The organism is Pseudomonas sp. OVF7 (assembly GCF_030644265.1).
In the GTDB taxonomy this organism is placed as follows: domain Bacteria; phylum Pseudomonadota; class Gammaproteobacteria; order Pseudomonadales; family Pseudomonadaceae; genus Aquipseudomonas; species Aquipseudomonas gorinensis.
This window is the reverse complement of record NZ_CP128996.1, coordinates 6,877,096-6,891,452: the sequence shown is the minus strand read 5'-3', so window position 1 is coordinate 6,891,452 and position 14,357 is coordinate 6,877,096. Positions and strand designations below refer to the sequence as shown.

Sequence of the window (14,357 nt, the reverse complement as noted above, 5' to 3'; positions counted from 1 at the left end):
CCAGGATGCACGCGTTATCGTTGACGTTCTTCGCGAGCAAGCCCACCTACAAACAGCAACAATCGACGTGGCCTTTTTCCTGGAGGCCACCATGAACCTGCATCAGTTCGCCGAAACCCACGACGTCACCAACCAGCCCCCGTCCCTGGACGGTGCCAACCTGTATCGCATCGACCTGCCCCTGCAAGACTGGTCGCGTCGCTTTGACGCGGGCTGGGCAGAGGCGCGCATCGATGCCTACGGCGCGTTGGCCGGTGGGCCGCTGATGGAGGCCGGGTTCCTGGCGAACCAGAACAAGCCGGTGTTCAACAGCCATGACCGTTATGGCCATCGCATCGACCTGGTGGAGTTTCACCCGGCCTACCACGAACTGATGCGCACCGCCGTCGAACACGGCCTGCCCTCGCTGCCTTGGGCTCATCCGCAAGCTGGCGCGCATGTGGCCCGTGCGGCCATGACTTACCTGCACAGCCAGGCCGAAGCGGGCACGGGTTGTCCGCTGACCATGACCTTCGCCTGTGTGCCCGCCTTGCGCCTGCAACCGGACCTGGCGCAGGCCTGGCTGCCAAAAATCCTCAACACCCAATACGACCCCCGCAACGTCGGCATCGCCCACAAGGCCGGCGCCACCATCGGCATGGCCATGACCGAGAAACAGGGCGGCACTGACGTGCGCGCCAACACCACCCGCGCTTACCCCGTAGGGGCCGGTGGCCCTGGGCAAGCCTATGAGTTGGTCGGGCATAAGTGGTTCTGTTCGGCGCCGATGTGCGACGCCTTCCTCACGCTGGCCCAGACCGACAAGGGCCTCACCTGTTTCCTGCTACCCCGGCATCGCCCGGATGACACGCGCAATGAGTTCTATATCCAGCGCTTGAAAAACAAGCTGGGCAACTGCTCCAACGCGTCCAGCGAAGTCGAGTTTCGTGGCGCCCTCGCCTGGATGGTCGGCGAAGAAGGCCGTGGCGTCCCGACCATCATCGAAATGGTCGCCATGACCCGCTTCGACTGCATGGTTGGTTCCAGCGCCTTGATGCGCCAGGCGCTGACCCAGGCCAGCCATCACTGCGCCCACCGCCTGGTGGGGGGGCGCGTGCTCAGCGAACAGCCGCTGATGCAAAACGTCCTGGCCGACCTGGCCCTGGAAAGCGAAGCCTCGTTGGCGCTGAGCCTGCGTATGGGCCGCGCCCTGGACCATCTGGGCGATGAGCACGAAGCCAAGTTCGCACGGCTGGTGACGGCGGTGGGCAAGTATTGGATCTGCAAGCGTGCCCCAGCGATGATCAACGAAGCCGCCGAGTGCATGGGCGGTGCCGGCTACGTGGAGGACAGCATCCTGCCGCGTCTATACCGTGAGGCACCGGTGAATTCGACGTGGGAAGGTTCCGGCAACGTGCAGTGCCTGGACGTGCTGCGCGCCCTGTCGAAGGAGCCGGGTGTGCTCGAGACGCTGTTTGTCGAATTGGGCGATGGGCATGGCGACCGGCAGTTGGCGCGGCATATCGAACAGTTGAAGTCGGCGTTTATGGATACCCAGGATATTCAATACCGCGCGCGGCAACTGACCGAGGACATCGCCGTGGCGTTGCAGGCCAAGTTGCTGCTGGAAGCCGGCAATGCGGCGGTCAGCGATGGGTTTATCGCCAGCCGGTTGGGTGAGTCGTCCGGTCGGGTGTATGGCACCTTGCCGCGTGGGGTGGATGTCGGAGTGATCGTCGCTCGCTCAAGCCCTCATTCATCTCTGTAAACGCGGTCCAGGTGTGGGAGGGCTAAGCCCCAAAAAATTAAATAACTTATTGATTTATAGGTATTTAATTTTTATTAAGCGGCCGGATTTTTGTTGGCGAGCGAGCTTGTTGTGGCGAGCGGGCTTGCCCCGCGTTGGGCTGCGCAGCAGCCCCAGAACCAGCCGCAGAGGAGTGCCTGATACTCCGCATTCCGATTGATTGGGGCTGCTTCGCAGCCCAACGCGGGGCAAGCCCGTTCGCCACAACAAGTCCGCTTGCCACAGGGGTTCCAGTTTGATGTGCGACAGCACTACGTCGAAGAGGTAGGGGGGCCTCCCACATTATTGAGTGCATTCCAACTCCACTGTTTCAGTGAGGCCGGGATACAGGCAAGATAAAGGCCTGCAAGTCAGCACACAGGATGCTTACCGTGACCGAAGCTTTTGTTGTCGTTCAAACCGCCGAAGAAGCCGTGGACCGGCTGGCGGCTCTGCATGAGCGTGCTACCGGCGCGCTCAACCAAGCCCTCAAGCAATACCTCAAGGACCGCGTCGAACCGGACGCCGAGCAACGTGCCCTGTTTCGCTACCCGGAACTGCGCCTGACCTACCACTGCCACGGCGAAGTCCCACAGACCACCCGGGCGTATGCCAAGGTCCAGTTGCCAGGGACCTACAGCGTGACCGTCACCCATCCCGCCGCCTTCCGTAAGTATTTGCTGGAGCAACTGGTGCCATTGATGCACGACTTCACCGTGACGGTCGAAGTCGGCGTCAGCCAACAGAACATCCCGTACCCATACGTGGTGGAGCAGGGCGACGAGCTGGCCGGCTCCGGCGTGACCGCCGCGACCCTGGCCCGTGTGTTCCCCAGCACCGACCTGTCGGCCGCCACCGATGGTATCGCCGACGGCCTCTATGATTGGGAAAACACCGACCCGTTGCCCCTGGCCTTGTTCGACGCGGCCCGCGTGGACTTTTCCTTGCGCCGCCTGGTGCACTACACCGGCAGCGACTGGCGTCATGTGCAGCCGTGGATCCTGCTGACCAACTACCACCGCTACGTTGACCAGTTCATCCTGCATGGCCTGGAGCAATTGCGCAGCGACCCGCGCTTTATCCGCATGGTGCTGCCGGGCAACGTGATCATCGACAAGAGCATGGACCACGGCGAAGCGTCGGCAATTGCCGCAGGCGTGGTCTGGCATCGTTACCAGATGCCGGCCTATCACCTGCAGGCCAGCGACGGCCACGGCGTGACCTTGGTCAACATCGGCGTCGGCCCGTCCAACGCCAAGAACATCACCGACCACTTGGCCGTGCTGCGCCCGCATTGCTGGCTGATGATTGGCCACTGTGGCGGCCTGCGCCAATCCCAGACCATCGGCGACTACGTACTGGCCCACGCTTATATGCGTCGCGACGGGATTCTCGACCGCGTAGTGCCGCCAAACATTCCGATTCCAGCCCTGGCCGAAGTGCAGATGGCCTTGCAGCAGGCGGCGGCCAACGTCACCGGCGAAAAGGGCGAAGAGCTGAAAAAACGCCTGCGCACCGGCACCGTGCTGACCTACGACGACCGCAACTGGGAGCTGCGCTGGGCCCAGGAGCGCCCGCTGATCAACCTGTCCCGCGCCGTGGCCGTGGACATGGAGAGCGGCACCATCGCCGCCCAGGGCTATCGCTTGCGTGTGCCGTACGGGACCTTGCTGTGCGTGTCGGACAAGCCCCTGCACAGCGAAATCAAGTTGCCGGGTTCGGCCAATGCGTTCTATGAGCGTGCGGTCAGCCAGCACTTGAAGATCGGCATCGAGGCGGTCGACCTGTTGCGCACCGAACTCAACTCGCTGCACTCGCGCAAACTGCGCAGCTTCGACGAGCCGCCGTTCCGCTAAGCGGTTGGGATGGTCATTTGGCGGTCAGGCCACTAGCATTGTCGGTCCTGACCGTTAGATGTTCCTTCGCCATGTCCCGTCCCAACCGTCCCGATTCGCGTCGCCCTGGCGCGAAACCTCCGTATTCTGCCGCGCGCCGTGTTGCAAAGGCGCCACCGGCCGAGCCGAAGTTGATCCTGTTCAATAAACCCTTCGATGTGCTGACCCAGTTCAGCGACGAAGGCGGGCGGGCGACGCTCAAGGATTTTATCGACATTCCCGGCATCTACCCGGCAGGCCGCCTTGATCGCGACAGCGAAGGCTTGTTGCTGCTGACCAACGATGGCCAGTTGCAGGCGCGAATTGCCGACCCCAAGCACAAGCTGGCGAAAACCTATTGGGTACAGGTGGAAGGCGAACCGACTGAAGAGCTGCTGCAACGTCTGCGTGAGGGTGTCGAACTGAACGACGGCAAGACCTTGCCGGCCCAAGCGCGGCAACTGGACGAGCCCGAGCTGTGGCCGCGTAACCCGCCGGTCCGCTTTCGCAAGAGCGTGCCGACTTACTGGCTGGAGCTGGTCATTCGTGAGGGGCGAAACCGCCAGGTGCGGCGCATGACCGCGGCGGTGGGGCTGCCCACCTTACGCCTGGTGCGTGTGCGCATTGGCGAGTGGTCGATCGATGGCCTGGACCAGGGCCAATGGAAGGAAGTGCCGGCGCGCTTATAAGGCGCCGGACTCGATCAGGCCGATCACCACGCTCTTGATGATGAACGCGGCCACGCCCAGGCCGAGCACGAAAAACAGGATGAACGAGCCAAAGCGCCCAGCCTTGGACTTCTTCGCCAGGTCCCAGACGATAAAGCCCATGAAAATAATCAGGAGGGTGACCAGGCCGGTCATCATCCATTCTTCAAAGAGGGCGGGGTCGATGTTGTTCATGGATTCTTCCGACGGGGGCAGGCGACAAGTATACGGCAGTGCCACAGGCGCAACATTGACCTGCGTCGGTGCGTCGCAGGCAGACTTCGTGGGTGAAACACAGACCCCATGTGGGAGGGGGCTTGCCCCCGAAGGCGGTGGGACAGTCAGTTAGTCTGTGGCTGACACACCGCTATCGGGGCAAGCCCCCTCCCACAGTTGACCTTCATTGATCTTAAGTACGCAGGTGGGTCAGCGGCAATTCGGTGCTGTTGAGCACCTGGTTGAGCACAAAGCTCGACCGCACGCTGGTCACGCCTTCGATACGGGTGAGGTGGCCCAGCAGCAGTTTCTGATAGTGGTCCATGTCAGGCACCACCACTTTCAACTGATAGTCCGCATCCATCCCGGTGACCAGGCTGCATTCCAATACCTGTGGCAGGGTGCGGATCGCCGCTTCGAAGTTCTCGAAACGCTCAGGGGTGTGGCGATCCATGCCGATCAGCACATACGCCGTGAGGCTCAGGCCCAGCATCTTGCGGTCGAGCAAGGCGACCTGGCGGGCGATGTAGCCGTCATCTTCCAATTGCTTGACCCGGCGTGAGCAGGGCGAAGGCGACAGGCCGATACGCTCGGCCAACTCCTGGTTGGAGATCCTCGCGTCGCGCTGCAATTCCGCCAAAATACTCAGGTCGTATCGGTCAAGCTTGCTCATTGGGTTAGCCTTTGTCGTAACTATTGCGGTGAATTATCCATGAAGGGTTAAAAATTGCGCAAGCACTGTTTATTGACGCAATCTTCGCAATCATCTGTCGGGGCAGCGCGCCTATGATTACCAACAGAATCACCGCCTGGACAACAGTCCACTGCAGCGAGCCCAATCAGGCCCGTTGCGGCCGCCACCCCAGCAGGGTTGAGCCGGCCTCCAGGCTGCACACTGTCCACAAGACGGCGTGAGGTGAGCCAACGTCATAAGCGTTGAGCCAGGACGAAATTCTCAAGGGGTGGCCGACGGGTCGCCCCTTTTTCTTTGTCTGCGAAAATTGTTCTCGTGACTGATAACCTGTCTCAGAACCGGGCGAGGCTTTTCCAGTCTTATCTATGAGGCCGCACGTTCCAGGCCCTTATCCGCAGTGAGGAATAGCATGAAGCGCATCTGGCGTATGGCAGGTGTAGGTTTGCTGATGGTGACCGTCGGCACGCAAGTAATGGCAGAAGACCCGCGTCCCGAAGGCGGTGGCCAGCATGAAAGAGGGCCTGAGGGCGGACGGCAAGGTAATGAACAGCCGCGCCCGCAAAATAACCAACCACGGCCGGAAAACAACCAGCCTCGGCCAGAAAACAATCAACCCCGTCCACAGAACCAGCATTTTGATCGCGCCGAGCAACAGCAGCACGGTGGTGGGCAGTGGCAAGGTCGCCCACAAGGGGCTGAACAGCCTCGGCCAGCACCGCAGCCGCAGCCGGCGAATAACCTGCCGATCCAGGGCCGTCCGGACACCGTCCGCCAGACCCAGGAACCGCGCCAAGGCTATTATCAGGACATCCCACGCCGCAACGATGGCAATCCGCACTGGCAGGCCGGCAATGGTCCCGGCCCACGTCCGGGCGGTGGCTTCAATAATGGCCATCCCAATGACATCCGCTGGCCGGGCCGTCCCGATGGGCACGGCAATGGTTGGGGCCCGGGCCCGCAGTACCGCCCCGGCTACACCGTTGACCGTTTCCCCGACCGCAACTACCGCGTGCCTTACCGTGGCCAGGACTACTTCTTTTCGGGTGGCTACTGGTACCGCCCGCAAGGCCCACGCTACGTCGTGGTGGCGCCGCCGTATGGCATCCGCGTGCATTACCTGCCGGATTACGCACGGGAAGTGTGGGTGGGCGGCGCGCTGTTCTTCCTCGCTGCCGGTGCCTACTACACCTACGAAACCAGCACCCAGCAGTACGTGGTGGTGGAACCGCCGACCGCCGTGCCCACGCCTCCACCGGCACCGCAGGGGAATGGCTATGACGTGGTGGCTTACCCGGCGAACGGGCAGTCGCCGGCCCAAGTGCAACAGGACGGCTACGACTGTTATCGCTGGGCGGTGCAACAAAGCGGTTTCGATCCGCAAGCCGTTACGTACGCCCCCGACCCGGCGGTGGTGCAGACCTACCGCCAGGCCCAGGGCAACTGCCTGAGCAGTCGCGGCTACCAGGTGCAGTACTAGGCCTTGGCGCCGGTCACCACTTCCAGCGGGTCGGCGTGCACCAGCACTTCGGCGCGCGGGTAGGCCTGGTGAATGGCATCGGCGGCCTGGTCGCTGATGCCATGGGCCACGGTCAGGGTCAACTCCCCCGGTAACTCCAGGTGCAATTGCACAAACCAGTGGTTGCCAGAGATACGTGTGCGCAGGTCGTGGGCGCCCAGCACACCGGGCACGCCACGGGCCAGTTCCAGCATGTGCTGGCTGACATCTGGCGGCAGCTCTTCATCCATCAGCACCGCAAAGCTTTCCCGAGCGATCTGGATCGCGCTCCACAGAATGTAGGCCGCAATGCCCAGGCCGAACCAGGCGTCGACCTGATGAAAGCCGAAGCCGGCCAACACCAACGCAATCAAGATGCTGCCATTGAGCAGCAGGTCCGAACGGTAGTGCAGCGAGTCGGCACGCACGGCACTGGACCCGGTCTCCCGCACCACGCGGTGTTGCAGGATCAGCAGGGCCACGGTCAGCGCCAGGGACAAAATAATCACCCCGATGCTCAGCCACGGCGCGCCCACCGGTTCGGGATGCTTGATCCGTTCAAATGCCTGCAACGCAATCAGCACCGCACTGCCGGCGATAAACAACGCTTGCGCCATGCCCGCCAGGGACTCCGCCTTGCCGTGGCCGTAACGGTGATCGTCATCGGCCGGGCGCAGGGCGTAGTGCACCGCCAGCAAATTGAGCAGCGAGGTCACCCCATCGAGCAACGAGTCGGTCAAGCCGGCGAGCATGCTCACCGAGCCGCTGAGCCACCAGGCGATAGCCTTGGTGATAATCAGCACACTGGCCACGCCGACGGAGGCGCGGGTGGCCAGGCGCAACAGCCGGGCGTGTTCGGGATTGCTGGTCATAGGTGGGTCAAATCCTTAGGCGGACGGTTGCAGGCCGAGGGCGGCCAACTGCTGCACGCTGCCCTTGAACTGGATCATGCGCGGGTCGTCCAGCGGCAGGGTGCGGCCGGTTTCTTTCTGGATGATGGTTTGCAACTTGGCGTTGTCGACCTTGCCGTCCGCGCCGATGGCTTCGCGCAGTTTTTCCGGGGCAACCTGGGCGGTCTTGCCCGGTTCGAAGTAGATCGCGCCGGTGGCAAAGTCGACGCCGAAGGCGATCAGGCCAGGGATGACGTAGAACAGCAGGCCCACGGCATCGAGTACGGCGATGGTCGGGTCGATCTTGCCGTCGATCTGGCCACGGCGGTCGGGGTAGAAAATCGAGCCGCAGGCCGTCAGTTGGCTCAGCAGGGTGACGGCGAGGACACCGCCGATAACACGGGAAGCGATACGCATGGAAAATCTCCTGTCAGTCACTGTAGGCGCGAGCGTGCTCGCGAAAGACGTTAACGATAACGCGTACTGCGTGAATGTGTGTGGTGCGCTGTGGTTTTTCGCGAGCAAGCTCGCGCCTATAGGAGACCACCACCGGCACCCGGCAGTTCGCCGTTATACTCGCCGCTCTGCTTTGGAGCCAGTATGAATTCGTTGCCGATCGATGATGTTTTACCCGCCCTGCGTGACGCCTTGGCGAATCGCCATGAAGCCGTGCTGGAAGCGCCCCCCGGCGCCGGTAAAACCACCCGCGTGCCCTTGGCCTTATTGAATGAGCCGTGGCTTGCCGGGCAAACCATCCTGATGCTCGAACCTCGGCGCCTCGCGGCCCGTGCCGCGGCCGAACGCCTGGCGAGCGAACTGGGGGAAAAAGTCGGCGAAACGGTCGGCTACCGCATCCGTCTCGACAGTAAGGTCGGCCCCAACACCCGCATTGAAGTCGTCACCGAAGGCATCCTCACCCGCCGCCTGCAGGACGACCCTGCGCTGGACGGCGTGGGTTTGCTGATCTTCGATGAATTCCACGAGCGCAGCCTCGACGCCGACCTGGCGCTGGCCTTGAGCCTGAACGGCCGCGACCTGTTTCGCGACGAGCAGCCGCTGAAAATCCTGCTGATGTCCGCGACCCTCGAAGGCGAGCGCCTGGCCGACTTGTTGGACAACGCCCCCATCCTGCGCAGCGAAGGGCGCATGTTCCCGGTGCAGATGCGCTGGGGGCGGCCGTACCAGGCCGGTGAGTTTATCGAGCCGCGTGTGGTGCAAACCATCCTCGACGCCCTGCATGACGAAACCGGCAGCGTGCTGGTGTTTCTGCCGGGGCAGGCGGAGATTCGCCGGGTCAACCAGCAACTGGCCGACGCCCTGGGGGAGCGCAGTGACGTGCTGCTGTGCCCGCTGCATGGCGAACTCGACCTCAACGCCCAACGCGCGGCCATCGACCCGGCGCCCACGGGCAAGCGCAAAGTGGTGCTGGCCACCAACATCGCCGAGACCAGCCTGACCATCAACGGCGTGCGCGTGGTGATCGATGCCGGGTTGGCGCGGGTCCCACGCTTTGACCCCGGCAGCGGCATGACCCGTCTCGATACCCAGCGCATTTCCCGCGCCAGCGCGACCCAGCGCGCGGGCCGGGCCGGGCGCCTGGAACCGGGCGTGTGCTATCGCTTGTGGTCCGAAGACCAGCACGACGGCCTGGCCGCCTATGGCAGTGCGGAAATCCTCGCGGCCGACCTCGCTGGCCTGGCTCTGCAACTGGCGCGCTGGGGCGTCACGCCCACGCAGTTGGTGTGGCTGGATGTGCCGCCGTCCGCGGCCTATGCCCAGGCCCAGGACCTGCTGCAACGGCTGGGCGCCTTGAATGACGAAAAACTGAGCGCCCATGGCCAGAAAATGGCCGAGTTGCCCGCCCACCCACGGATCGCCCATCTGCTGTTGCGCGGTCAGGATTTGGGGTTGGCGGCCACTGCGTGTGACGTCGCCGCGCTGTTAGGCGAGCGCGATATCCTGCGCGGTGGCGGCGCCGATTTGCACAGTCGCCTGGCATTAATGTCTGGCGAAGAACGTGCGCGGGGTACCCAAGGCGGGGTGCAGCGCGCCAAGCAACTGGCTCGGCAATACCGCGGCTATTTACGTGGCCAGGCGACCCAACCGGTGGCCGATCCCGACCACCCGCGTTGGCTCGGTGCCTTGCTGGCGTTGGCCTACCCCGACCGCGTCGCCCAACAACGTCGCCCCGGTGGCGCTGAATACCGCCTGGCCAACGGCCGTGCGGCCTTGTTCGCCGAGGCTGACAGCCTGATGAAACAACCCTGGCTGGTGATCGCTGACCTGGGCAGCCGCCAGGGCCAGCGCGAAGAACGCATCTACCTGGCGGCCGACTTTGATCCGGCGCTGTTCGAGACAGTGCTCGCCGAGCAAGTGCGCAACGTTGACCAACTGGACTGGGATGAGCGCGAAGGCGTGTTGCGCGCCGAACGCCAGCGCAAAGTCGGCGAGCTGGTGCTCAGCCGCGAACCCCTGACGGGCCTGGATGAAGCCGCGCGCAACCAGGCGCTGGTCAACCTGGTGCGCCGCAAGGGCCTGGAGCTGTTGCCCTGGACCCCGGAATTGCGTCAATGGCAGGCCCGCGTCCTGTTGCTGCGCCAGCTCGACGCCGGCAAAACCAGCGAATGGCCCGACGTCAGCGACAGCGCCCTGCTGGCCAGCCTGGAGCACTGGCTCATGCCCTACCTGGGCAAAGTCTCGCGCCTGAGCCATTTCGCCAACCTGGATATCTCCAGCTACCTGCACAACCTGTTGCCTTGGCCGCTACCCCAACGCCTGGACGAACTGGCGCCGCAGCATGTGAAAGTGCCGTCGGGCTCATCGGTGCGATTGGACTACAGCGAACAGCCGCCGATCCTGGCGGTGCGTTTGCAGGAGTTGTTCGGGCTGGCGGACACGCCGCGCATCGCCGGTGGCCGGCAGGTGGTGAAGTTGCACCTATTGTCCCCAGCGCGCAGGCCGGTGCAGGTGACCCAGGATCTGGCGAACTTCTGGCGCAGTACCTACGCCGACGTGAAGAAGGATCTGAAGGGGCGCTATCCCAAGCTATTCCATAAGTTAGACCCTTGGGTTGAATCACTTAACAAAAAAGGATTGACAAAAAAGGATTGATATTCATCTCGTAACTGTGAACATTGACGCATCTACGCATTGAGAGGCGGATGTGCACATGTCGTCATACGAGAACTCTGCTCATACAGGCAGGCTGGTCATTGTCCCTCGAGTGCGGGATGCTTTTGCTGATCTGTACGTTTCTAACAAACCTCGTGGAGCGACCCCCACGCTCTTGGTAGCCACTCAGCCACCCATTGAACTATTCCAGGTCAATGAGTTTGGTAGCAAGAACGGCGAGCGCGATGTGTACAACTTCCCTGTGTTGTTCCATCGCTGCGGTCTGCCGTGGATCGAGGCGAACTCATATCTTCTTAACCTCGTCAAAAATAAGCATGCACGGACTAGGCCGACAGACAAGGCCCGTCGCACTGCAAGCAGGCTCTTAGACTACCTGTTGTTCTGTGAGGATCAGGAGATTGATTGGAAAGACTTTTCCGGCAAGCGACCACCGCTTAGACCAACATACCGCTATTTCAGGCATTTGATTGATGATGGCGGAAAGTCTCCTGCGGTAATTAACCAATATACAAATATCGTATATGATTTCATTAAGTTTGTTTCGTTGAATTGGCACTATGAAATTGATATGGAGCGCGTTGATACGGTAAAGAAAGTTAGGCTCTTGCTGGAAAGTGGTCGCGGAGCCAGGATGATTGAAGTTGAAAAGCGCAGCCAGACGCTTCCAACGTCTAAGGAAAGTAATGTTCCCATTGGCTTTGTCCGTGACGATGGTGAAGATTTAAGACCGCTCACCAATGAACAGCTTTCCGAGTTGTTGGCGATAATAGATGATGAGAGAAATTGGTCGCAGCAGGAACGACTGATACTTCTTGTTGCATTGATGACTGGCGCGCGGAAGCAGACAGTCCTGACCTTACGTATGAAGCACCTTGAGGGTTTTACAGAGGACAATCTTCATCGTGACAAAACATACCATCTGCATGTGGGGCCTGGGACTGGTATTGATACCAAACGCGATAAGCCTCAGATGCTTCATGTACCGAAGCAACTGGCTGATGACCTGAAGGTTTTTGCTAGCAGTCCTATGGCAGTCAAGAGACGGGGATTGTTGCGCGAGAAATTAAAGAAAGAGCATAGCAGTCTTGAAGCGTTGAATGATGACGATATGTATGTGTTTCTATCTGATCAAGGTAATTGCTATTACATGGCGGAAAGTGATCCGCGTTATTTAGAGGTTAAGTCAAGGCCGACGGGGCAGGTGACCGAAACCATAAAACGAAAATTGATTAAGTATGCATCAAAAGAATTTCCTCTTGGTTTTACGTATCATTGGTTAAGGGCAACCTTTGCTTTTCAGTTGTATCAGCATTTGCTGCCGTTATTGGCGTCGGGGCGCTTGCAATATGGTGAGGAGGTTTCACTTGTTCAGAGGCGCCTGTATCATTCAAATCGAGAAACGACAGAGAATTATCTGAAGCTCTTTCGATTGCACTCTGATAAGTTGGCTGCTCAAGAGCTTTACGAAGATGAGATTTTCGGATTCGGAGACTACAGTGATCTGAGATTGGAGAGCGCTAATGAGTGATTTGGACCAAATGGTTATCCGTGAAACGGATGTGGTCACCTTGTCTCAGCTAGGACAAGATTTTCTGTATCCAGAGCGTTTGCGATTGAAGCTTGATCCTCGTGCCATTAAAAGCCCTATTGATATAGGTTCATTTGCCTATTCGGTTAGGTACATGGGAGTCAGGTCATGCAGGGAAGGGGTTCCAGTTGTTATTGGATCGTTCATTAGTGGTCGGAGGATGCTGGTAAGAACCATTGGTGATTATTTCAATACTGGTGGATTAAGAGATAGAAGCATCCTTGGTGAGTTTAAAAGTTTTAAGTTTGTATTGGATTGGTGTGATGCCAGTGGGCATGTAGACGCGTTCGACAATGTAAAGTCTGCTAGGGTGGCATACAAAGGATTTAGAGAATTTCTTCTGCATCAAATTTTGGCTCTGGGGAAGTTAAAGCCAATCAGTTGCTTTGCTCGTCAGAGGGCATTTAAGCTTCTTATTGGTCTTCACTTCAAAGATGGTGCTGATTATATTACAAGAGGCGTGCCTGGTATTAAGGCGAACCGGAAAAGCCCTGAGCCTCCGAGAGAAGATAATGTAAAAAGCTACATAAATGTCTGCATTGATGTTGCGTCTCGATTTAGTTCTTTTGTCATGAGCGGGGAGCCATTCCCCTGTCGGGTTAAATTTTCAGGTCTAGAGGCTGTAGTTTTCCCTATTTATGGCGCGACGCTAACCCCGTATTCGAATGGTAAGAGGCTTCACTGCCTTAATCTCGTGGAAGCACGGGTGGCTACGCCAGAAGAATATATGGCTAGTGGAGCACGAGTTAGTAAGCTGGATATAATTCGCCGGTCGCTTGGCGATACGCAAAAAACCATAGATGAAGCGAATACGGATCTTCGGCATGAGCAAAGGATGCGTTTGGCATCCATGTCTGCCAGTGCATATGCATGTCTTTTTATTTTGATTACAGGGGCAAATCCTAGCGAGTTTGTGCAGTTTGAATATGCAGAAGCTCTTGAAATTGAGCGGTCGGCGATAAAGAAAGAGTTGACGGCGGTGAAGTTTCGGGCGAAGGGAAGGACGACGCGCTATCCAATCGGTAGAAAGGGGCTTCAGTTGCTAAGAGCCTATTTGAAGCTAAGACAATGGATGCTTAACGGACAGAGCTGCGAGTATCTTTTCTTCAGAATGCGTAAGGATGGGGTCTATTCTGGAGAATATAGTCAGTTGAACGAGAATTTTTCTAGTGCATTTTTTAGGCGGCTTAGAGGAGTGTATTTGCCACCTGATGCGAAGAATATCCCAGCATCTGCGGTAAGAAAGTTCAAGAGTTTGGTTTTACATGAATTGAGAGTTTCGCCATCATTAGTAGCCGAGTCGCTGAATCATTCACAGCGTACGAATGCATCAAATTACTCAGAAACCACGGTGGAACGGCAAGAGCAGGAGTTCGGTATCTACTGGGAAGCTGTGCGCAAGGCTGCGGAGGTGGTTCGAGAGCGTGGTGCCAAGGAGGAGGCTGCCACTGTTGTAGGGCACTGCGAAGACTTCAATCATCCAGTGCAAACACGCGAGGAAGTGCCGATTCAACCGAATTGCGAGACGCAGTACGGGTGCCTCTATTGTGAGAACTATATGTGTCATGCGGATGAAGAGGATGTTCACAAACTCCTAAGTCTTCAGTACGTTGCTAACGCAGTGAGGAAAACTACCGCAGATTTACAGCATGCCGAAAGGCTATTCAAGGACCTTTCTATTCGCATTGAGTTTATCCTTGAAGCTGTCTCCGAGCGCTCAAAGGAGAGTTCGACCCTAGTCGCTGAAGTTAAGTACAGAGTGCAAAAATTGGGCGATCTGACGCCTTTTTGGGAGAGGCGCTTGCAACGTTATGAGAAGGTGGGGGTGGTATTTTGAGTTCTACGTTTTTTAGTGATTTGTTCTCTGGCGTGGCGGGAGTCGGCTCTGTTCCACCGGATCCTTATGATGAAGAGGACGGCGTCCCTCCTGATAGCTTTGTGATGTGTCGCGATAGAGATGGGAATGCTACAGCGGTCTATGGGGATGATGTGTGGG

At 59.0% G+C, this 14,357-nt stretch carries 11 protein-coding genes; 7 read left to right on the top strand and 4 right to left on the bottom strand.

The features are described 5' to 3' along the window. Positions 1–91: 91 nt before the first annotated feature. The 3 genes from QU606_RS31360 (at position 92) to QU606_RS31350 (ending at position 4,328) form a co-directional block, all read left to right on the top strand. Positions 92–1,747, top strand: coding sequence for an acyl-CoA dehydrogenase family protein (locus QU606_RS31360; RefSeq protein ID WP_102624165.1), 1,656 nt, complete (start codon positions 92–94; stop codon positions 1,745–1,747). A 401-nt stretch (positions 1,748–2,148) separates the two neighbouring features. Next, on the top strand, positions 2,149–3,621 hold the full coding sequence (gene amn, locus QU606_RS31355) for an AMP nucleosidase (RefSeq protein ID WP_024077553.1): 1,473 nt from the start codon (positions 2,149–2,151) through the stop codon (positions 3,619–3,621). 71 nt (positions 3,622–3,692) lie between these two features. Further along, positions 3,693–4,328, top strand: coding sequence for a pseudouridine synthase (locus tag QU606_RS31350; protein ID WP_024077552.1), 636 nt, complete (start codon positions 3,693–3,695; stop codon positions 4,326–4,328). Here the strand turns inward: QU606_RS31350 and QU606_RS31345 are convergent. Next, entirely contained in the window at positions 4,323–4,532 is a 210-nt protein-coding gene (locus QU606_RS31345) for a DUF2788 domain-containing protein (RefSeq protein ID WP_025858220.1), read from the bottom strand. The genes QU606_RS31350 and QU606_RS31345 overlap by 6 nt on opposite strands. Before the next feature lie 223 nt (positions 4,533–4,755). Then, positions 4,756–5,235 (bottom strand): Lrp/AsnC family transcriptional regulator, encoded by a 480-nt coding sequence (locus QU606_RS31340; RefSeq protein WP_003194418.1) that lies wholly within the window; start codon positions 5,233–5,235, stop codon positions 4,756–4,758. A 430-nt stretch (positions 5,236–5,665) separates the two neighbouring features. On the opposite strand from QU606_RS31340, the gene QU606_RS31335 reads away from it, so the two are divergent. Further along, the gene (locus QU606_RS31335; protein WP_304997978.1) at positions 5,666–6,733 is read left to right on the top strand and encodes a DUF6515 family protein; all 1,068 of its coding nucleotides are present in this window, start codon (positions 5,666–5,668) and stop codon (positions 6,731–6,733) included. Here the strand turns inward: QU606_RS31335 and QU606_RS31330 are convergent. Beyond that, on the bottom strand, positions 6,730–7,623 hold the full coding sequence (locus QU606_RS31330; protein ID WP_024077550.1) for a cation diffusion facilitator family transporter: 894 nt from the start codon (positions 7,621–7,623) through the stop codon (positions 6,730–6,732). The two genes, QU606_RS31335 and QU606_RS31330, sit on opposite strands and share 4 nt — an antisense overlap. 15 nt (positions 7,624–7,638) lie before the next feature. Continuing rightward, on the bottom strand, positions 7,639–8,058 hold the full coding sequence (locus QU606_RS31325) for a hypothetical protein (protein ID WP_024077549.1): 420 nt from the start codon (positions 8,056–8,058) through the stop codon (positions 7,639–7,641). A 183-nt stretch (positions 8,059–8,241) separates the two neighbouring features. On the opposite strand from QU606_RS31325, the gene hrpB reads away from it, so the two are divergent. Genes hrpB through QU606_RS31310 form a run of 3 tightly spaced genes read left to right on the top strand, consistent with a single transcriptional unit; the run spans position 8,242 to position 14,198 of the window. Continuing rightward, complete coding sequence (hrpB, locus tag QU606_RS31320) at positions 8,242–10,752, top strand: ATP-dependent helicase HrpB (protein WP_304997977.1); 2,511 nt, start codon at positions 8,242–8,244, stop codon at positions 10,750–10,752. A gap of 58 nt (positions 10,753–10,810) precedes the next feature. Then, a complete protein-coding gene (locus QU606_RS31315; protein ID WP_060764147.1) occupies positions 10,811–12,301 on the top strand; it encodes a site-specific integrase in 1,491 nt (496 codons plus the stop codon). Continuing rightward, positions 12,294–14,198 carry a hypothetical protein gene (locus QU606_RS31310; protein WP_076965236.1) on the top strand — a complete coding sequence of 635 codons (1,905 nt, stop codon included), beginning with the start codon at positions 12,294–12,296 and terminating at the stop codon, positions 14,196–14,198. Before QU606_RS31315 ends, QU606_RS31310 begins: the two co-directional genes overlap by 8 nt. Positions 14,199–14,357: the final 159 nt, after the last annotated feature.

Bases quoted from the DNA above. Each gene is read 5' to 3' on its own strand.
- QU606_RS31330 (WP_024077550.1), bottom strand. From the start codon at position 7,623: ATGACCAGCAATCCCGAACACGCCCGGCTGTTGCGCCTGGCCACCCGC.
- QU606_RS31310 (WP_076965236.1), top strand. From the start codon at position 12,294: ATGAGTGATTTGGACCAAATGGTTATCCGTGAAACGGATGTGGTCACC.
- amn (WP_024077553.1), top strand. From the start codon at position 2,149: ATGCTTACCGTGACCGAAGCTTTTGTTGTCGTTCAAACCGCCGAAGAA.
- QU606_RS31325 (WP_024077549.1), bottom strand. From the start codon at position 8,058: ATGCGTATCGCTTCCCGTGTTATCGGCGGTGTCCTCGCCGTCACCCTG.
- QU606_RS31315 (WP_060764147.1), top strand. From the start codon at position 10,811: ATGTCGTCATACGAGAACTCTGCTCATACAGGCAGGCTGGTCATTGTC.
- QU606_RS31340 (WP_003194418.1), bottom strand. From the start codon at position 5,235: ATGAGCAAGCTTGACCGATACGACCTGAGTATTTTGGCGGAATTGCAG.
- QU606_RS31360 (WP_102624165.1), top strand. From the start codon at position 92: ATGAACCTGCATCAGTTCGCCGAAACCCACGACGTCACCAACCAGCCC.
- QU606_RS31350 (WP_024077552.1), top strand. From the start codon at position 3,693: ATGTCCCGTCCCAACCGTCCCGATTCGCGTCGCCCTGGCGCGAAACCT.
- QU606_RS31335 (WP_304997978.1), top strand. From the start codon at position 5,666: ATGAAGCGCATCTGGCGTATGGCAGGTGTAGGTTTGCTGATGGTGACC.
- hrpB (WP_304997977.1), top strand. From the start codon at position 8,242: ATGAATTCGTTGCCGATCGATGATGTTTTACCCGCCCTGCGTGACGCC.